Source organism: Pseudooceanicola aquaeponti (assembly GCF_050897975.1).
Taxonomy (GTDB): Bacteria; Pseudomonadota; Alphaproteobacteria; order Rhodobacterales; family Rhodobacteraceae; genus Pseudooceanicola.
This window is the reverse complement of sequence record NZ_JBPAXY010000002.1, coordinates 640833-658541: the sequence shown is the minus strand read 5'-3', so window position 1 is coordinate 658541 and position 17709 is coordinate 640833. Positions and strand designations below refer to the sequence as shown.

The following is a 17709-nucleotide window of genomic DNA, read 5'->3' as shown; positions in this document are numbered from 1 at the left end:
CCTAAGAGCGCGATATACAGACGTTCATTCGTCGAATGATCCAAACCGCCCGCATATCTCTTCAGATACTCGCGATGTCAAAGAGCGTAGAGACAAAAACCAGACCAGTGCGCCCTAACTTACGGCGCGCCCGCCCGACAGTACCTCTGAATTTCTTTCAACCCGTCCGCCTCGAACCTCCCTCAGCAGCGCCGCCGCTTCGTTCCGTTCGACCCGTCCGGGCCGCCCCGCTGCGCCTCAGCGCCGCCGGTGAAGGGGTATTTACGGATCAGGGCCGACCCTCGCAAGGGGAAAATCGCGGAAACCGTCATAATTTTTGCAAGAACATGATTTACCGAACAAATACATACACTTGCATGGCCAACTTTTTGCGGTTTTCCGCCCTCTCGACGCACCCTGACCAGTGAAAATCCCGTGCCGGGCAAGTTTTCCACAGACTCGCCGTCGAAATCGAGTAGTCTCGGCCGCTTTTCAGGGGTGATTTGCCCCCGAATTGCGAAAAACGACGCTTTTCAGCGTCGTTTTTGGGCCATCCCGGGGAGTCGCAGCGCCAGGAGCGCCAGAATCGCCGCCATGTAGAGGAGCGGTTCGATCTGGAACCCCTTCACCAGGATGATGAAGTGCAGCCCGCCCAGGATCGCCACCGCATAGGCCAGCTTGTGCAGCTTGCGCCAGCGCTTGCCCAGCCACCGGATCGAGGCGTTGTTCGAGGTCAGCGCCAGGGGCAGCATCAGGGCCAGCCCCGCCATGCCGATGGTGATATAGGGGCGTTTGACGATGTCGGCCCAAACCCGGCCCCAGGTCTGGACGTCATAATAGGCCCAGACCGCCAGATGGCAGAGGATATAGAAGAAGGTCAGCAGCCCAAGGGCGCGACGATACTTCAAGAGCGAGATGCCGGTGATCTGGCGCAGCGGGGTCACCGCCAGGGTCGCAATGATCAGCCACAGGCCCCAGAGGCCCAGCTGATGTTCCATCTCGCGCACCGGATCGACCCCCAGCCGGTCGTTGAGCGCCGCCCAGTACAGCCAGGCGGGCGGCAGCGCCCCCAGGATATAGAGGGGCCAGGTCGGCAGGTGGCGCAGCGCCCGGTTCACCGGATCCGCCAGGCGCCGCTGCACGGGTTTGGGAAGAGCCAGCACCGACATCAATAGTTCTTCGACAGATCCATGCCGGAATAGAGGTGCGCCACCTCTTCCCCGTAGCCGTTGAACAGATCGGTGTCGCGGCGCGAGCGCAGGCCGCCGCCGATCACCCGCTCGCTGGCCTGGGACCAGCGCGGATGGCTGACCTCGGGGTTCACGTTGGAATAGAAGCCGTACTCGCGATAGTTGGCATCCTTCCAGCTGGTGAAGGGCTGCTCTTCCTGCAGGGTGATCCGCACGATCGACTTGATCGACTTGAAGCCATATTTCCACGGCACCACTAGGCGCAGGGGGGCGCCGTTCTGGTTCGGCAGGTCGCGGCCATAGACGCCGGTGGCCAGCAGGGTCAGCGGGTGCATCGCCTCATCCAGGCGCAGGCCCTCGCGATAGGGCCAGTCCAGCACCCGGCGCGACACGCCGCGCATTTCGTCGGGGCGCAGGGCGGTCTCGAAGGCCACGTATTTGGCCCCCGACTGCACGCCCACCTGATCCAGCAGCGCGCGCAGCTCGAAGCCGTTCCAGGGGATCACCATCGACCAGGCCTCGACGCAGCGCAGGCGATAGATCCGCTCTTCGATCTCCTTGCCCTTCAGGATGTCTTCCAGCCCGTAGGTGCCGGGGCGGTCGACCATACCGTTGATCTCGACCGACCAGGGGGCGACGGTCAGGTTATGGGCATAGCGCGCCGGGTCTTCCTTGCCGGTGCCGAACTCGTAGTAGTTGTTGTACTGGGTGATGTCCTCGAAGTCGTTGGGGCGCAGCCCCTCGGGCGCGGCCAGCGCAGGCCCGGCGATCGAGCCCAGGCCCATCCCCGCCATCCCCGCCAGGATCGTCCGCCGGTTCAGGTAGACGGATTCGGGGGTCACGTCGTTTTCGGTCAGGGGGGTGGTCCAGCTGCGTCGCATCGCGGGTCTCCTCATGTCTCTCCCTAAGATACGAGGTAGCAGCCCATCCGGTTTCCTCAAAATGACCCTTGCTCACAGCTGCGGCAATGGCCTGAAACAAAACGCCCGCGCAGGGGGCTGCGCGGGCGGGGGCCTCTGGGGGACCGGAGGTCAGGCGTCGGGGGCCTCCACCGGGGCCTCGGCGGTCTTGCTGGCCTCGGGGATGGCGGCGGCATCCTCGACCGAGGGGCGCAGCTTGCGCAGCACGACCGAGTTGCCGTCGGCCAGCACCAGGCGCACATGGCGGCGGCGCATCTGGCGCGGTTCGCCCACGCCGACCGAATGGGCGATCATCTCGACCTCGCCGACGATGCCGCGGGCGTAATTGGCCACGCCCTTGTACTTCTTCTGCACCACCAGGCCGCGTTGCAGATGCGGGTCATGGGTGGTGATCCCCGTGGGGCAGGTGTTCTTGTTGCACTTCAGCGCCTGGATACAGCCCATCGAGAACATGAAGCCGCGCGCCGAGGTGACGAAATCGGCCCCCGCGCAGATGGCAAAGGCCACATCGGCGGGGTTCACCAGCTTGCCGCTGGCGATGATGCGGATACGGTCGTGCAGGCCGAAGCGGTCGCGCATGTCGACGATGCGCAGCAGCGCCTCGCGCAGGGGCATCCCCACCAGATCCATCAGCGGCATGGGCGCGGCGCCAGTGCCGCCCTCGCCGCCGTCGATGGTGATGAAGTCGGGCGCCGATTCGGGGCCGCGCGCCACGATCATCTCGAACAGCTCTTCATAGGCGTCGGAGGACCCGATGACGGTCTTGAAGCCGACGGGCCGGCCGGTGACCTCGCGGATATGGGCGATCATGTCCAGCAGGTCGCCGAAATCGTCGATCTCCTTGTGGCGGTTCGGGCTGATGGCGGGCTTGCCCATGGGCACGCCGCGAATCTGCGACACCTCTTCGTCCACCTTCGCGGCGGGCAGGATGCCGCCCTTGCCGGGCTTGGCGCCCTGGGCCAGCTTCAGCTCGAACATCTTCACCTGCGGCTTGGCGGCCATCTCGCGCAGCTTCTCGTCGCTGAGGTTGCCGTCATGGTCGCGCACCCCGAACTTCGCCGTGCCGATCTGATAGACCAGGTCGCAGCCCCCTTCGAGGTGATAGGGCGACAGCCCCCCTTCCCCGGTGTTCAGCCAGATCCCCGCCTCTTTCGCGCCCTTCGACAGGGCCTCGATCGCCGGGCGCGACATGGCGCCATAGGACATTCCCGAGATGTTGAAGATCGACGGCGCATTGTAGGGATGGCGGGCATAGGGGCCGATCACCATCGGCTTGGTCACCGCGAACTGGTCGTCCAGCGGCGGAAAGACCGCGTTGACGAAAATCGGCGTGCCGGGAATCGACAGGTTCCGGGTCGAGCCGAAGGCCAGGGTGTTACTCAGCCCCTTGGCCGAGTGGTAGACCCACTCGCGCTGCGCCCGGTTGAAGGGCATTTCCTCGCGGTCCATGGCAAAGAAATACTGGCGGAAGAATTCGCCCAGCTTGGTGAACATGCCCCGGAAGCGGCCGATGACGGGATAGTTCCGACGGATGGCATCCTCGCGCTGGCCCAGGTCCAGCAGGAACATGACCACCACGGCCAGCATCGCCAGGCCGATGGCCATGACGAAGATAAAGACCAGCCATTCGACGATTGGCGCGATGAAATCCATTGGGTCCAGCTCCTCAGCCCGTGCCTCGCTTTGGCCGCAGCTTGGCGAAGCCCGCGCCGCGCCGCAACCTTCCGTGCCTCTTTAGACCCGCCGGATCACGGCATTGCGACGGATCAGCCCTGCGCGGCCTCGCGGGCGCCGAAGATGGCAGAGCCGACACGCACATGGGTGGCACCAAAGGAAATCGCCTTCTCGAAATCGCCCGACATGCCCATCGACAGGCCGGTCAGCCCGTTGCGTTCGGCGATCTTCGCCAGAAGGGCGAAATGCAGGCTGGCCTCTTCCTCGACCGGGGGGATGCACATCAGCCCCTCGACCGGCAGCGACAGGGCGCGGCATTCGGCCACGAAGGCGTCGGCCTCGCCCGGCAGGATGCCCGCCTTCTGCGGCTCTTCGCCGGTGTTCACCTGAAGGAACAGGCGCGGGCAGGCGCCGGTTTCATCGGCGATGCGGGCGATGGCATGGGCGATCTTGGGGCGGTCCACCGAATGGATGTACTGCGCCAGCTCCATGGCCTGGCGCACCTTGTTGGATTGCAGCGGCCCGATGATATGCAGCTCGATCCCCTCGTACTGCTGGCGGAAGTCGGGCCATTTGCCCGCCGCCTCCTGCACCCGGTTTTCGCCGAAGACGCGCTGGCCCTCGTCCAGCACGGCGCGCACCCGCTCGTTCGGCTGCACCTTCGAGACGGCGATCAGGGTCACCTCGGAGGCGTCGCGCCCGGCCTCGTCGCAGGCCTTGGCGATACGGGTGCGGATCTCTGACAGCGACATGGGGGCCTCCTGGCGGGTCGTCGGGTGGGGATTTGGCGGCATAGGAACACCAGCGCGCGGAAAAAGAAAAGGCCCCCGCCGTGGCGAGGACCCGAAAAGCAAGAAGGGCGAGCCGAAGCTCGCCCTTCCCCATCTGATAGACCGTAGGGTCTATTAGAAGGACATGATCACGCCGAGGTCGGCGTTGGTTGCGTCGTTGACCGAAGCCACGCCGCCTTTGAGGACCAGGCCGGAGCCCAGGTCGTAGGCTGCGTCGATGCCGTAGGCAGCGTCGTCTGCGGTCGAGCTGTCAGCCCAGACACCGGTCACGGTCAGGTCGCCGGCGGTGTAGGAAGCGGCCAGGCCGTAGCCTTCTTCGGTCGAGGAGGTCACGACGTCCGGGTTGCCGAAGAAGCCAACGTCGGTGTGGTCGATGTCCATGTTGACATAGAACGCGGTCACCGAGAAGGCGTCGAATTCGTAGCCCAGGTTCAGCCAGGTCGACTGAACGTCGAGGTATTCGGTCACGATGGTGTTGCCGAAGAAGGTGAACGTATCGAAGGTGATGTCGTTGTTTTCTTCGTAGGCGATGCCGAACGAGAAGCCGTTCACGGCGCCGCTGAACGCGATACCCCAGTTGTCGTCGCCGTCATGGGCAGCCATGAAGGAGTAGTCGCCGAAGGTGTAGGAGACGTTCACGTTGGCGCCGGATTTCACACCCAGTGCGCCGCCCATCAGGTCTTCTGCAACGTCGTCAACGCCAACGCCGTCAAAGCCGATGTCGGGCAGGCCGAAGGGGTCGGAAGCGCCGTCCAGGGTACCGATGGTCAGGGTCAGGCCGCCGGAGGAGACGTAAGCTTCGGGGTCGAAGGAACCCGGGTCTTGCGAAGCCGACTCGTCGGTCAGCGATGCGTCCAGGTCGATCGACGCGCCGAACTCGATGCCCGAGTCGGTGGTGCCGGAACCGGCGATGCCGAAGTCCAGTTCGTTGTACAGGAAGGTTTCGCCAGCGGCGCGGCCTTCTTGGTACTTCACACCCATGTTGGCGCCACCGGAAACGGTGATGTCAGCGGAGGCGAAGCCTGCGGAAGCGACCAGGGCGGTCGTCGCAAAGAGAATCTTTTTCATAGTGTTTCCCTCGGTTTCTCAGTCTGCCCCAAAACGGAGAATCCGCATTGGGTATGCCAAGGTCTTTCGCTCTTTTTGCCGTTCCTTGGCAAGAACACCGAAAGGCGCGCCGACAACCACGCCACGGATTGGTGCAACTCTGCCACAGTGCCCCCCGGCCACCGGGCCGATCCCGCCGGTTTTCTGCGCGTGCGGGCCTGTGCCCGGCGCAGGCGCGCCCCGCGCCCGCCGATCTGCGCGGCGGCGGCACCTACATTGCTTATGGCAGGAAATCCCGCGCCTTAAAGGTTCTTGCTCCTGAGGGGCGGCTTCGGTAGATCGGAGAGGACCAATTAGAACGGGGCCGAAGCATGATCTCTTCTCGCGCAATCCGAACCGTGGCCCGCGCCACGGCCGTGACCGGCCTGCTGGCACTGGCCGCCTGTGGCAACAACCCCGACCCGGGTCCGACGCCGCAGCAACAGCTGGACCAGCGCGAAACGATCTGGGACCTGTTCAACCAGCGCGATGACGGCAGCAAGGTGGCGGTGAACCGTTACCTGTGGAACGCCTCGCTGGAGGTGCTGAACTTCCTGCCCGTGGAAACCGTCGATCCCTTTACCGGCGTCATCTCCTTCGGCTACGGCACCCCGCCCGGCGGCGGCCGCGCCTATCGCGCCACCGTCTATATCTCGGATCCGGCGCTGGAAGCGCGTTCGCTGAACGTGGCGATCCAGACCCGCGGCGGCGCCCCGGTGGCTGAAGGCACCCAGCGGGCGGTCGAGGATGCGATCCTGACCCGCGCCCGCCAGCTGCGCGTCGGCGACCGCCGGTTCTAAGACGCCGGCCCCCTCCCCTGCGGAGGCGTCAGTTATATAGAGTGAGATAAAGGGGCGGGCCCATCGGGCGCCGCCCTTCTTCTTTCTGCCCGCCTCCCCCTGCCGCGCCCCCTGGCGCCTATTCCGGCAGCGGCGGCGCGTGCATCTGGCCCAGACGCTCGACCCAGTCGATCTGCCGGGGCAGGCAGATTCGCGTCAGCTCGTAATGCTCCAGGATATGGGCCCGCGCCGCCCGGCCCAGCCTTTCGCGCGCCGCGCCATCCTCCAGCAGGGTGCAGACCTCGGCGGTCAGCGCGGCGGGGTCGAAGAAGTCCACCAGCCGCCCGGTCCTGTCATGCGTGATCACCTCGCGCACCGGGGCGGTATCGCTGGCCACGATCGCCGCCTCGGTCGCCATCGCCTCCAGCAGGGACCAGGACAGGACGAAGGGATAGGTCAGATAGACATGCACCCGCGACAGCCGCAGCATGTCGAGGAATCGCGGATAGGGAATGCGCCCCAGGAAATGCACCCGCGCCCAGTCTTCCTCCGGGATCTGGTCGCGCACCTCGTCGATGAAGATCTGTTTCCAGCTTTGCCCGGCGGGCGGTTTCGCCCCGTAAGAGGTGCCATCGCCCCCGGTGATCAGCACCTGGGCCTTGGGCCGTGCCCGCAGCAACTCGGGCAGCGCACGCATGAAGATATGGTAACCGCGATAGGGTTCGAGGTTGCGATTGACGAAGGTGATCACCTCGTCGTCCCGGGTCAGGACGCGCCCGCCCTCTTCCAGCGCGAAACGCACCTGCGGGTCGGGTTTCACCTGGCCGGTGTCGATCCCGTCGTGAATAACCGAGATCTCGTCGCGGAAGGTGGCCGGGAAGGTGTCGGCCTGGAACCGCGTGGGCGAGATCCCCGCCTGGGCAATGTCGAAATGCAGGTGGTTGTTGAGGTTCTTCATCCGGATGCGCAGCGGCTCGACCCCGTCGTCCTGACCGCGGAACTCGGGGTCGAAGTTCAGATGCGGATAGCCCGCCAGGTGATAAAGCTCGCAATAGATACCCAGGCGCGCCTTGGGCCAGACGTCGCGCAGAAACAGCGACTCGCCCCAGCCGTGATGGGCGATGATGACATCGGGGGTATAGCCCTGATCGCGCAGGCGCCGGGCGGCGCGGAAACAGGCCTCGGCCCGGGTCACCTTGCTGTCCATGTCGAGGATCCACGGATGCAGCTGCTGCCCCCCCTTGCGGTGGATCTGATAGGGCAGCACCCGCACCCCGCGCCAGGTGGCCGGTTCCTTCACCCGCAGGGTCAGCGCGGTCACCGAATGGCCGCGCGCCGCCAGGGCCACCGCCAGATGCTTGAACTGGCCGGGAAAGTTCTGATGGATGAAGAGGATGTTCAAAGGCGCCACTCCGCAGGTGGTGCCAGTGAACCACGCGCCGCCCGCCTTGGAAACCCGTGGCCGCCGCCCCTTTGCGCAAAGGGCTGGACCCTGCGCGCCCCGCGCAATATCAACCGCGCCAACAGCTATCCGCAGACCGATTACCGCCAGACACCCGAGGGCCAGACATGTCGCGCTATTCCGCCGCCGAGATCGAACCGAAATGGCAGAAGGCCTGGGACGACGCCCAGGTGTTCCGCGCCACCCGCGAGGGCGACAAGCCGAAGTACTACGTGCTCGAGATGTTCCCCTACCCCTCGGGGCGGATCCACATCGGCCACGTCCGCAACTACACCATGGGCGATGTGATCGCCCGCTACAAGATGTCCACCGGGCACAACGTGCTGCACCCCATGGGCTTTGACGCCTTCGGGATGCCCGCCGAAAACGCCGCCATGGCCAATGGCGGCCACCCCAAGGACTGGACCTATTCCAACATCGACACGATGGTCGCCCAGATGAAGCCCCTGGGCTTCGGCCTGGACTGGACCCGGATGTTCGCCACCTGCGACCCGGAATACTATGGCCAGCAACAGGCCATGTTCCTGGATTTCCTGGAAAAGGGCCTGGTCTACCGCAAGAATGCCGTGGTCAACTGGGATCCGGTCGACATGACCGTTCTGGCCAACGAACAGGTCGAGGACGGCCGCGGCTGGCGTTCCGGCGCGCTGGTGGAACGGCGCGAGCTGACCCAGTGGTTCTTCAAGATCTCCGATTTCTCGGATGAGCTGCTGACGGCGCTGGACGGTCTCGGCGACTGGCCCGCCAAGGTGAAGACGATGCAGGCCAACTGGATCGGCAAGTCGCGCGGGCTGCAATTCTCCTGGGATCTGACGGCGCCCGCCGAAGGGTTCGAGCAGATCGAGGTCTACACCACCCGCCCCGACACCCTGATGGGGGCCAGCTTTGTCGGCATCTCGCCCGACCACCCGCTGGCCAAGGCGCTGGAAGCCAAGGATCCCAAGGTCGCGGCGTTCTGCGCCGAGGCGCGCAAGGGCGGCACCACCGAAGAGGCCATCGAGACCGGCGAGAAGCTGGGCTTCGACACCGGGCTGACCGTGACCCACCCCCTTGATCCCGAATGGAAACTGCCGGTCTGGATCGCCAACTTCATCCTCATGGACTACGGCACCGGCGCCATCTTCGGCGTGCCCGCCCATGACGAGCGCGACCATGAGTTCGCCAGCAAATACGACCTGCCGATCACCCCGGTGTTCGAGCCTGTCGAGGGCGACTATCCGGCCAAGGGCGCCTATGTGCCGCCCAAGCCCGACAAGGTGCGTTTCATCCGCAAGGTCGCGGGCGAGGACATCATGACCGGCAACGAGGCCATCGACGCCACGGTCGAGTTCTGCGAGGCCAAGGGCATCGGCCAGGGCGTGACCAAGTTCCGCCTGCGGGACTGGGGCCTGTCGCGGCAGCGCTACTGGGGCTGCCCGATTCCGGTCGTCCATTGCCCCGACTGCGGCGTGGTCCCCGAGAAGAAAGAGAACCTGCCGGTCGAACTGCCCTATGACGAGGGCGGCAAGCCGATCGACTTTGCCGTGCCCGGCAACCCACTGGACCGGCACCCGACCTGGCGTGACTGCGCCTGCCCGGCCTGTGGCAAGCCCGCGCAGCGCGAGACGGACACGATGGACACTTTCGTCGATTCGTCCTGGTACTATGCCCGCTTCACCGCGCCCCGCGCCACCACGCCCACCGACCTGGCCGAGGCCGAATACTGGATGAACGTCGACCAGTATATCGGCGGCATCGAACACGCGATCCTGCACCTGCTCTATTCGCGCTTCTTCGCCCGGGCGATGAACATCTGCGGCCACCTGCCCGAGAAGTCGAAAGAGCCGTTCAACGCGCTCTTCACCCAAGGGATGGTGACCCACGCGATCTACCAAAGCCGCAACGCTGAAGGCCGCCCGGTCTACCACTACCCCGAGGACGTCATCGAGTTTAACGACGCCGACGGGCGTAAAGCAGCTGTGTTGAAGCAGGATGCAGCAGCCAGCAACATCGACCCCTCCGACAATTTCGCGCTGTCTCAGCTCCATTCGATTGAGAAGATGAAGGACCGTGGGATCGAGATCATCCCCTCGGCCAAGATGTCGAAGTCGAAGAACAACGTGGTCGACCCGGTGGCGATCATCGAACAGTACGGCGCCGATACCGCGCGCTGGTTCGTGCTGTCCGACAGCCCGCCGGAACGCGACGTGGAATGGACCGCCGCGGGCGCCGAGGCGGCCAGCAAGCACCTGGCCCGCGTCTGGCGCCTGGCGGCAGAGCTGGACGAGGGCGCCGCAGGCACCGAGGCCGATGACACCGCGCTTCTGCGCGAGATGCACAAGGCCATCCGCGACGTGACCCTGGGCGTCGAAAGCTTCGGCTTCAACGCCTCCATCGCGAAACTCTACGGCTTCACCAACACCATCCAGAAGTCCAAGGCCTCGGGCGCGGCGAAGAAACAGGCGGTGCTGACCCTGGCGCAGCTGATGTCGCCGATGACCCCCCACCTGGCCGAGGAAATCTGGGCCCTGCTGGGCGGCGAAGGCCTGATCGCCAAGGCCCCCTGGCCGGTGGCGGACGAGGCCATGCTGGTCGAGGACACCGTCACCCTGCCCATCCAGGTCAACGGCAAGCGCCGGGGCGAGATCACCGTGCCCAAGGACATGGACAAGGCAGAGGTTGAAAAGCTGGCCCTGGCCAGCGATGGTGTCGTCAGGTCGCTGGACGGGGCCCAGCCCAAGAAGGTCATCGTCGTCCCCGGGCGGATCGTGAATGTCGTTGTCTAAAAGCAGCCCTGCGCGGCGCAACGTGCTGAAAGCCCTCGCCGGTCTCGGGCTGGCGGGGTTGGCGGGCTGCGGCTTCTCTCCGGCCTATGCGCCGGGCGGCGCGGCCTCGCGCCTCTATGGCCGGACCCTGCTGCCCGATCCCAACTCGGAAGAAAGCTATCTGCTGATCCGTGAGCTGGAACAGCGCCTGGGCCGGGCCGGATCGGCGGACTACGCGCTGGAACTGTCGCTGCGCATTTCCGAAAGCCGCCTCGCGGTCAATGCCGCCAATGACACCACGCGGTTCCGCGTCTCGGGCGATCTGGATTACAAGCTGCGCGATGCCACCGGCGCGGTGCTGACGTCGGGCCAGGTGACCAACTTCACCGGCTATTCCGCCACCGGCTCGACCGTCGCCACCCAGGCCGCGGGCCGCGCGGCGCGCGCCCGCATCGTCACCATGCTGGCCGATCTGCTGATGACCCGCCTGATCGCCGAGCTGCCCGCCCCCGCCACCGCCGAGACATGAAGCTCGCCGCGCGCGACATCGCCCGCTATGCCGCCAAGCCCGAGGCGGACCGCACCGGTGTGCTGCTCTATGGCCCCGATGCGATGCGCATCGCCCTGCGGCGGCAAGAGATGATCGCCGCCCTCGTCGGCCCCCAGGGCGACGAGGAAATGCGCCTGACCCGGATGCAGGGGGGCGAGCTGCGCCGCGACACCGCCCAGCTGGTGGATGCGATGAAGGCGCAAAGCTTCTTTCCCGGCCCGCGCGTGGTCTTCGTCGAAGGGGTGAACGACACCGCCGCCCCGGCCCTTCTGGCCGCGCTGGAGGAATGGCAGCCGGGCGACGCCCAGCTGATCGTCACCGCAGGCCAGCTGAAGGCCACTTCGAAGATCCGCAAGGCCTTCGAGGGGCACCGCAACGCCTATGCCTGCGGCATCTACGACGACCCGCCCTCGCGCGAGGAAATCGAGGCGACGCTGCAAAAGGCAGGCCTGCGCAACGTCCCCCAGGACGCCCTGCGCGATCTGACCAACCTGGCCCTGGCCCTGGATCCCGGCGATTTCCGCCAGACCGTGGAAAAGATCGCGCTTTACAAATTCGGCGACGACAGCCCCCTGACCGGCGCGGATATCGCCGCCTGCGCCCCCGCCTCGGTCGAGGCCGAGCTGGACGACGTCTTGCACGCCGTGGCCGAAAGCCGCGCGGGCGAGATCGGCCCGGTGATGCGCCAGCTGAAGGCCCAGGGCACCCAGCCCACGGGGCTGTGCATCGCCGCCCTGCGCCACTTCCGCACCCTCTACGCCGTTGCCGCCCATCCGGGCGGGCCGGGCGAGGGCATCGGCAAGCTGCGCCCGCCGGTCTTCGGCCCCCGCCGCGACCGGATCATGCGCCAGGCCGGTTCTTGGGGCGCACCGCGCCTGGAACAGGCCCTGTCGCTGATCGTCGAGACGGATCTGACCCTGCGCTCTGCCGGGGCCACGGCGCCGGACATGGCGCTGGTGGAACGGATGCTGATCCGCCTGGCCATGCTGGGTCGCGCGCGCTAGGCCGCGTCACGTCATACTGGATTTCCGCCCGCCCCTGTGCCTCTTTGGCGGCAGGAGGAGATCACCCATGTATACCCTTATCGGCGGTCCGCAGAACCGCACCTTCCGCGTCGTCTGGATGCTCGAAGAGCTGGGTCTGCCCTACCAGCGCCAATACGCCAAACCCCATGAACCACAGGTGACCGAGCATTCGCCCCTGGGCAAGCTGCCGGTGCTGGTCACCGAGGACGGCACCGCCCTGACCGATTCCGTCGCCATCCTGACCTGGCTCGCGGACAGCACCGGCCGCATGACCGCCCCCGCAGGCAGCCTGGACCGCGCCCGCCAGGACGGGCTGACCCAGCAGATCGTCGATGACATCGAGGGGGTCCTGTGGATGTCCACCCGGCACAGTTTCGTCCTGCCCGAAGAGCAGCGTCTGCCCGCGATCAAGGACAGCCTGCGATGGGAATTTGCCCGCAATTGCGAAGCCTTGGCCGAGCGCATGGTGGGCCCCTTCGTCATGGGCGAAGAGATGACGGTGCCCGACATCCTGGCCGCCCATTGCCTTGACTGGGCCCATGCGGCGCGTTTCGAGGTCACCAACGAGGCCTTGCTGGCCTATCACGCCCGGATGCGCGCCCGCGAGGCCTACCGCCGCGCCGTGGCCTCGGAGAAATCCCTGGCCGCGCCCGCCACCGCCTGACGCCCCCGGCGCAAGGTTAGCGGCGCGCGTACTCCGCCGCCGCCTGCCCCGCCGCCAGGCCGGTGGCCAGGCAGGCGGTCAGCAGATAGCCCCCGGTCGGCGCGTCCCAGCCCAGCATCTCGCCCGCGGCAAAGACCCCCGGCCGGTCGCGCAGCATCAGATGATCATCCAGCGCGTCCAGCCGCAGGCCCCCGGCGCTGGAAATCGCCCGCTCCATCCCCTGCGGCCCCGCCAGCGGCAGCGGCAGCGCCTTCAGCAGCCCGGCCAGGGCGGCGGGGTCCTTCGGCAGGGGCCGTGCCAGTTCCATCACCAGGGCGCGCTTGGCCTCGTCCAGCTTCATCCGCCGCAGCGCCTTGGCCCCGCTCTCGCCCTTGCGCCCCCTGGCCAGCCGGGCGGCCAGGGTCGCGGCGTCCAGATCGGGGAACAAATCCAGCGTCAGCGCCGCCCCCTCGCGCAGGGGCGCCGACAGGGCATAGATCGCGCCGCCCTCGACACCGGCGCGGGAAATCACGAACTCGCCCCGGCTGACCTGCCCGCCCGCGTGCAGGGCCACGGCCTTCACCGGCGCGCCGAACTGCGGCGCCATGTGATCCGACCAGGTAACGCGGAAACCGCAGTTCGAGGGCAGGAAGGGATCGATCGGTCCCAGCCACGCGGACCAGGCGCCATCGGATCCCAGGCGGGGCCAGCTGGCCCCGCCAAGCGCCAGCACCGTGACCCCGGCCCTGATCCGCCGCGCGCCCTCGGGGGTGTCGAACAGCGCCGCCCCCTCCGCATCCCAGCCGCGCCAGGCCCAGCGGGTGCGAAACTGCACCCCCGCCGCATCCAGCCGCCCCAGCCAGGCCCGCAGCAGCGGCGAGGCCTTCATCACCCTCGGAAAGACCCGCCCCGTCGAGCCGGTAAACAGGTCCTGCCCCAGCCCCCGCGCCCAGGCGGCGACCTCATCGGGGCCGAAGTCCCGCAGCATCGGGCGCAGCCGCTCGGCGCCTTCGCCATAGGCCGCGACGAACCGCTCGAACGGCTCGTCCTTGGTCAGGTTCAACCCCGATTTCCCCGCCATCAGCAGCTTGCGCGCCAAGCTGGGCATCCGGTCGACCACGACGACCGACAGCCCGGCCCCCGCCAGCGCCTCTGCCGCCATCAGCCCCGCCGGACCCGCGCCGATCACCAAGGCCTCTACCGTCTCGCTTTCCGCGCGCATCACCCTATCCTTCGGGCATGACGGATGATCCCCTCTGCCCTCTCTGCCTGCGCCCCATTCCGCCCCATGCGAAACAAAGCCTGCATCACCTGATCCCCCGCCTCAAAGGCGGCAAGGGCGGCCCGACCGTGCTGTTGCACCAGATCTGCCACAATGAGATCCACGCCACCCTGACCGAGGCCGAACTGGCCCGCGACTACCACACACCGGAGGCCCTGCGCCGCCACCCCCGACTGGCGAAATTCGCCGCCTGGGTCGCCAAACGCCCGCCCGACTTCCACTCGAAGACGCCGGGCGCCAGGCGCAAACGCAAATAGTCCCATTCGATGGCCAGAAATACTCCGGGGGGAATTGAGCCGGAACGGCTCAAGGGGGGCAGAGCCCCCCAACCCGGCCTAGCCCTCGCACATCCGCTTGATCGCCTCGGCATGGGCAGGCGTGGCGCCCAGGGTATCGGCGGCCAGCGCCTCGGCCTCGGCCACCGGATCGTCGCAGATGCGGTCGATCAGACCCCAGGCCAGGGCCTCGGGGGCCAGGATCTTCTGCCCGCCCATCAGGATCATCTTGGCCCGCGCCGGACCAATGAGCGCGGCCATGCGCCCCGGGTCCGAGGGCTGCGGCAGGAAGCCCAGCTTCATCACCGGATAGAAGAACTTCGCCCCCGGCACCGCCAGGCGGATGTCGCAGGCCAGGGCCATGCCCATGGCGCCCCCCGCCAGGGTGCCGTTCAGCGCCGCCACGGTCAGCCCGGGCTGCGCCGCGATGGCACGCGACAGCCTCTCCCACAGGGGCGAGACGCCCAGGCCCGCGCGCGCCGCCTCCAGATCCGCCCCGGCAGAGAACACCCGGCCCTCGCCGGTCAGGATCGTGGCGCGCGGGCGCACCGTCTCGAAGACCTCGATCAGGCTTTCCAGCATCGCCTCGGTCAGGGCATTGGCCTTGTCGGGCCGCGCCAGGGTGACCTTGTAAAGGCCCCCCTCCAGCTCTTCGGTGCGGATCATGACGTCAGGCCCAGCTTGGCGCGCAGGCCCTCGTCGCGCAGCGACAGCTCTTCGCCCAGATGGGCGTCGGCCTCGGGGCCGCACATCCACAGCAGCGCCTTGGCGGGCCATTCGGGGGGCACGTGATCTTCCCAGTTCAGTTGGCTGACCGCATTGACCCCCGAGGCCTTGATGTCGCGCTGCATCTGGGTGGCCACGGTGCCCGGCGACAGGCCCAGGACGCGGATGCCGTGCTCGGCATTCTCCAGATGCGCGGCCTCGGTCAGCATGGCGGCGCCCGCCTTCGAGGTGCAATAGGCGCTCCAGCCCTCCAGGGCGCGATGCGCGGCGCCGGAGGAAACGGTGATGATGGTCCCGCCGCCTGCGGCGATCATCATCGGCAGCACGGCGCGCATCCCGTTGAAGACGCCGCCGATGTTGATGTCGATGACCTTCATCCAGGCCTCGGGCTCGGCCTCGGCCAGGGTGGTGACGGGTTTCAGCACGCCCGCGTTGTTGATCAGGATGTCGACGCCGCCGAAGGTCTCGGCGACGGCCTTCACCGCCTGCTCGACCTCCCAGTAGCGCGACACGTCGCAGGGAATCGCCACGGCCTTGGGGCCGATCTCGCCCGCCAGGGCCGCGATCTCGTCGTTGCTGCGCGCCAGCAGCGCCACATTGGCGCCCCGGGCGGCGAATTCCCGCGCAGCCGCGGCGCCGATGCCCCGGCTGGCCCCGGTGATGATCGCCGTCTTGCCCGTCAGATCCGTCATGTCCGTTGTCCTTTCCCGGGGCGGCTTCGGCCCCGTCCCTGCTGGTTCTTCGGCCCAGAGCTACCCTTCCGACCGCGCCCCGTCCAGCGGCCCGGCGTCCCGCCCGGCCCGAGGCGGCCCCCCGCCGTCGCCCGGGACCGGCCCTTGCGCGCCCCCGCGCCCCCTGCCAAGACGCCGCAGACAGGCGCGAAACGCTTGACCGGTGACAGGGCGCGCGCCACCCTGTGCGCCATAATCCGGAGGACCTTTTCCATGACCCTTACCCTTTTCACCCCCCGCCTGCCCCGTCCGGCGCGCCCCCTTCTGGCCGCGCTGGTCACCGGCACCTGCCTGACCGCCCCCGCCTTCGCCCTGACCCCGGACGAGTTGTGGGAACAAAACCTCGGCTACCTGCGCGCCAGCGGCTACGAGGTGTCCGCCGACATCAGCCGCGCGGGCGACGACCTGACCGTGGATACGCTGCGCCTGACCATGACGACCGAGGTCGAGGACGACGAAGACGTGACCATGGTCCTGACCCTGCACGATCTGACCTATGCCGCGCGCGGCGACGAGGTTGAGCTGGTGCTGCCCGCCGCCATGGCCATGACCATGGAAGGCGACAGCGACGAAGGCCCGTTCAGCGCCCAGATGACCCTGACCCAGCAGGCCCTGCGCCAGATCTTCGGCGGCACCCCCGAGGACCTGACGGCCACCTACGAGGCGGACCAGATCGGCCTGACCGTGGACCAGGTGACCGGCCCCGACGATGTCACCCTGACCGATCTGCTGGCCCTGACCCTGGACGCGGTGACCGGCAGCGCCCGGATGACCAGCGGCGATCTGTACAACGTCGAGCAATCCATCCTGGCCGAAACCCTCAGCTATCGTTTCGACGTGGTCGCCCCGGTCGAAAGCGGCGAAGAGGGCGAGGCCCACGCCACCGGCGAGCTGACCGGCCTGACGATGCAAAGCACCGCCGCCCTGCCCGCCCGGACCGAGGGCGAGGAGGTCGATCCCGCCAAGCTGTTTGCCAACGGGCTGAGCGTCGACACCCAGATGCTGCACCAGGGCGGCAAGATGGAACTGCAAGGCAGCTCGGACGGCGACAGCTTCAGCATGTCGCACACCAGCACCGGCGGCCAGTTCCAGATGCAGCTGAGCGAGCAGGGAGTGCATTACGACGCCTCCGCCACCGACCTGGCGGTCCAGGTGGTCACCGACCAGCTGCCCTTCCCGGTGGATGTCACCCTGGCCGAGACCGGCTTCGGCCTGACCATGCCGCTGACCGCCGGCGACGAACCCGCGCCGATCGGTCTGCGCATCACCCTGCGCGAGGCCGACCTGCCCGAAGGCCTGTGGGGGATGGTCGACCCGACCGGCGCCCTGCCCCATGACCCGATCACCCTCGACGCCCGCCTGTCCGGCGCTGCCCGCCTGTTCCAGGATCTGACCGATCCCGAGGCGATGCAGGAGATGGGCCCGGGCGAGACCCCGGGCGAGCTGACCGCGCTGACCCTCGACATGCTCGAGCTGAAGGCCGGGGGCGCCGCGGTGCAGGCCGAGGGGCATTTCGACATCGACAACTCTGTCCCCTCGAAGCTGAACCCCGACATGCCCAAGGCCACCGGCTCGCTGGAGGTGACGGCACAGGGCCTGCTGAAACTGGTCGAGACCCTGGGCCAGATGGGCCTGATCCCGCCGCAGCAGGCCATGTCGGTGCCGATGATGGCCGGGATGTTCGCCCGCCAGGTGTCGGGGCCGGATGATCTGGCAACCACGATCGAGATCACCGACGAGCAAAGCCTGCTGGTCAACGGCACCCCGATGATGCCCTGAGGCCCGGCGCCGGGCGCCGCCCTCGGGCCGCGCCCCCTGACCCGACCCTCTGCCGCCCGGGCCGCCACTGGCG

The 17709-nt window shown here is 67.4% G+C and carries 16 protein-coding genes; 7 read left to right on the top strand and 9 right to left on the bottom strand.

The window, feature by feature from the left end; all coding sequences use genetic code 11:
* Positions 1 to 512: 512 nt before the first annotated feature.
* The 5 genes from msrQ to ACRARE_RS06725 form a co-directional block, all read right to left on the bottom strand.
* Entirely contained in the window at positions 513 to 1148 is a 636-nt protein-coding gene (msrQ, locus tag ACRARE_RS06745) for a protein-methionine-sulfoxide reductase heme-binding subunit MsrQ (RefSeq protein ID WP_432655644.1), read from the bottom strand.
* Positions 1148 to 2050, bottom strand: a complete 903-nt coding sequence (gene msrP / locus ACRARE_RS06740; RefSeq protein ID WP_432655643.1) for a protein-methionine-sulfoxide reductase catalytic subunit MsrP — start codon at positions 2048 to 2050, stop codon at positions 1148 to 1150. The genes msrQ and msrP overlap by 1 nt, the downstream gene beginning before the upstream one ends.
* A gap of 150 nt (positions 2051 to 2200) precedes the next feature.
* The gene (locus ACRARE_RS06735) at positions 2201 to 3742 is read right to left on the bottom strand and encodes an FMN-binding glutamate synthase family protein (RefSeq protein WP_432655642.1); all 1542 of its coding nucleotides are present in this window, start codon (positions 3740 to 3742) and stop codon (positions 2201 to 2203) included.
* Between the two features lie 113 nt (positions 3743 to 3855).
* Complete coding sequence (locus ACRARE_RS06730; RefSeq protein ID WP_432655641.1) at positions 3856 to 4515, bottom strand: YggS family pyridoxal phosphate-dependent enzyme; 660 nt, start codon at positions 4513 to 4515, stop codon at positions 3856 to 3858.
* Positions 4516 to 4668: 153 nt separating this feature from the next.
* Positions 4669 to 5622 (bottom strand): porin, encoded by a 954-nt coding sequence (locus tag ACRARE_RS06725; RefSeq protein WP_432655640.1) that lies wholly within the window; start codon positions 5620 to 5622, stop codon positions 4669 to 4671.
* Between the two features lie 350 nt (positions 5623 to 5972).
* Between ACRARE_RS06725 and ACRARE_RS06720 the strand changes: the two genes are divergently transcribed.
* Entirely contained in the window at positions 5973 to 6440 is a 468-nt protein-coding gene (locus ACRARE_RS06720) for a DUF3576 domain-containing protein (protein ID WP_432655639.1), read from the top strand.
* A gap of 118 nt (positions 6441 to 6558) precedes the next feature.
* Here the strand turns inward: ACRARE_RS06720 and ACRARE_RS06715 are convergent, their stop codons facing one another.
* Entirely contained in the window at positions 6559 to 7821 is a 1263-nt protein-coding gene (locus ACRARE_RS06715; RefSeq protein ID WP_432655638.1) for a glycosyltransferase, read from the bottom strand.
* A gap of 167 nt (positions 7822 to 7988) precedes the next feature.
* Here ACRARE_RS06715 and leuS point away from each other — a divergent pair, with 167 nt between their 5' ends.
* The 4 genes from leuS to ACRARE_RS06695 all read left to right on the top strand — a co-directional run bounded on the left by leuS (position 7989) and on the right by ACRARE_RS06695 (position 12864).
* Positions 7989 to 10646, top strand: a complete 2658-nt coding sequence (gene leuS / locus ACRARE_RS06710; RefSeq protein WP_432655637.1) for a leucine--tRNA ligase — start codon at positions 7989 to 7991, stop codon at positions 10644 to 10646.
* Positions 10633 to 11154: an LPS assembly lipoprotein LptE gene (gene lptE / locus ACRARE_RS06705; protein ID WP_432655636.1), complete on the top strand. Its 522-nt coding sequence runs from the start codon at positions 10633 to 10635 to the stop codon at positions 11152 to 11154. Before leuS ends, lptE begins: the two co-directional genes overlap by 14 nt.
* Positions 11151 to 12179, top strand: coding sequence for a DNA polymerase III subunit delta (gene holA / locus ACRARE_RS06700; RefSeq protein WP_432655635.1), 1029 nt, complete (start codon positions 11151 to 11153; stop codon positions 12177 to 12179). Before lptE ends, holA begins: the two co-directional genes overlap by 4 nt.
* A gap of 67 nt (positions 12180 to 12246) precedes the next feature.
* A complete protein-coding gene (locus ACRARE_RS06695; protein ID WP_432655634.1) occupies positions 12247 to 12864 on the top strand; it encodes a glutathione S-transferase family protein in 618 nt (205 codons plus the stop codon).
* Between the two features lie 16 nt (positions 12865 to 12880).
* On the opposite strand, the gene ACRARE_RS06690 is transcribed toward ACRARE_RS06695, so the two are convergent.
* Positions 12881 to 14065 carry a TIGR03862 family flavoprotein gene (locus ACRARE_RS06690; RefSeq protein WP_432655633.1) on the bottom strand — a complete coding sequence of 395 codons (1185 nt, stop codon included), beginning with the start codon at positions 14063 to 14065 and terminating at the stop codon, positions 12881 to 12883.
* Between the two features lie 17 nt (positions 14066 to 14082).
* Between ACRARE_RS06690 and ACRARE_RS06685 the strand changes: the two genes are divergently transcribed.
* A complete protein-coding gene (locus ACRARE_RS06685) occupies positions 14083 to 14382 on the top strand; it encodes an HNH endonuclease (RefSeq protein WP_432655632.1) in 300 nt (99 codons plus the stop codon).
* Positions 14383 to 14460: 78 nt separating this feature from the next.
* On the opposite strand, the gene ACRARE_RS06680 is transcribed toward ACRARE_RS06685, so the two are convergent.
* Both ACRARE_RS06680 and ACRARE_RS06675 read right to left on the bottom strand, forming a co-directional pair.
* Positions 14461 to 15066, bottom strand: coding sequence for an enoyl-CoA hydratase/isomerase family protein (locus tag ACRARE_RS06680; RefSeq protein WP_432655631.1), 606 nt, complete (start codon positions 15064 to 15066; stop codon positions 14461 to 14463).
* Entirely contained in the window at positions 15063 to 15818 is a 756-nt protein-coding gene (locus tag ACRARE_RS06675; protein ID WP_432655630.1) for an SDR family oxidoreductase, read from the bottom strand. The genes ACRARE_RS06680 and ACRARE_RS06675 overlap by 4 nt, the downstream gene beginning before the upstream one ends.
* 252 nt (positions 15819 to 16070) lie before the next feature.
* Here ACRARE_RS06675 and ACRARE_RS06670 point away from each other — a divergent pair, with 252 nt between their 5' ends.
* Complete coding sequence (locus tag ACRARE_RS06670) at positions 16071 to 17636, top strand: DUF2125 domain-containing protein (protein WP_432655629.1); 1566 nt, start codon at positions 16071 to 16073, stop codon at positions 17634 to 17636.
* Positions 17637 to 17709 lie beyond the last annotated feature (73 nt).

Excerpts from the sequence above, each read along its gene's own strand:
- ACRARE_RS06690 (WP_432655633.1), bottom strand. The coding sequence starts at position 14,065 with ATGCGCGCGGAAAGCGAGACGGTAGAGGCCTTGGTGATCGGCGCGGGT.
- ACRARE_RS06670 (WP_432655629.1), top strand. The coding sequence starts at position 16,071 with ATGACCCTTACCCTTTTCACCCCCCGCCTGCCCCGTCCGGCGCGCCCC.
- ACRARE_RS06725 (WP_432655640.1), bottom strand. The coding sequence starts at position 5,622 with ATGAAAAAGATTCTCTTTGCGACGACCGCCCTGGTCGCTTCCGCAGGC.
- ACRARE_RS06720 (WP_432655639.1), top strand. The coding sequence starts at position 5,973 with ATGATCTCTTCTCGCGCAATCCGAACCGTGGCCCGCGCCACGGCCGTG.
- holA (WP_432655635.1), top strand. The coding sequence starts at position 11,151 with ATGAAGCTCGCCGCGCGCGACATCGCCCGCTATGCCGCCAAGCCCGAG.
- ACRARE_RS06685 (WP_432655632.1), top strand. The coding sequence starts at position 14,083 with ATGACGGATGATCCCCTCTGCCCTCTCTGCCTGCGCCCCATTCCGCCC.
- msrQ (WP_432655644.1), bottom strand. The coding sequence starts at position 1,148 with ATGTCGGTGCTGGCTCTTCCCAAACCCGTGCAGCGGCGCCTGGCGGAT.
- lptE (WP_432655636.1), top strand. The coding sequence starts at position 10,633 with ATGTCGTTGTCTAAAAGCAGCCCTGCGCGGCGCAACGTGCTGAAAGCC.
- ACRARE_RS06675 (WP_432655630.1), bottom strand. The coding sequence starts at position 15,818 with ATGACGGATCTGACGGGCAAGACGGCGATCATCACCGGGGCCAGCCGG.
- leuS (WP_432655637.1), top strand. The coding sequence starts at position 7,989 with ATGTCGCGCTATTCCGCCGCCGAGATCGAACCGAAATGGCAGAAGGCC.
- ACRARE_RS06730 (WP_432655641.1), bottom strand. The coding sequence starts at position 4,515 with ATGTCGCTGTCAGAGATCCGCACCCGTATCGCCAAGGCCTGCGACGAG.
- ACRARE_RS06695 (WP_432655634.1), top strand. The coding sequence starts at position 12,247 with ATGTATACCCTTATCGGCGGTCCGCAGAACCGCACCTTCCGCGTCGTC.
- msrP (WP_432655643.1), bottom strand. The coding sequence starts at position 2,050 with ATGCGACGCAGCTGGACCACCCCCCTGACCGAAAACGACGTGACCCCC.
- ACRARE_RS06680 (WP_432655631.1), bottom strand. The coding sequence starts at position 15,066 with ATGATCCGCACCGAAGAGCTGGAGGGGGGCCTTTACAAGGTCACCCTG.
- ACRARE_RS06735 (WP_432655642.1), bottom strand. The coding sequence starts at position 3,742 with ATGGATTTCATCGCGCCAATCGTCGAATGGCTGGTCTTTATCTTCGTC.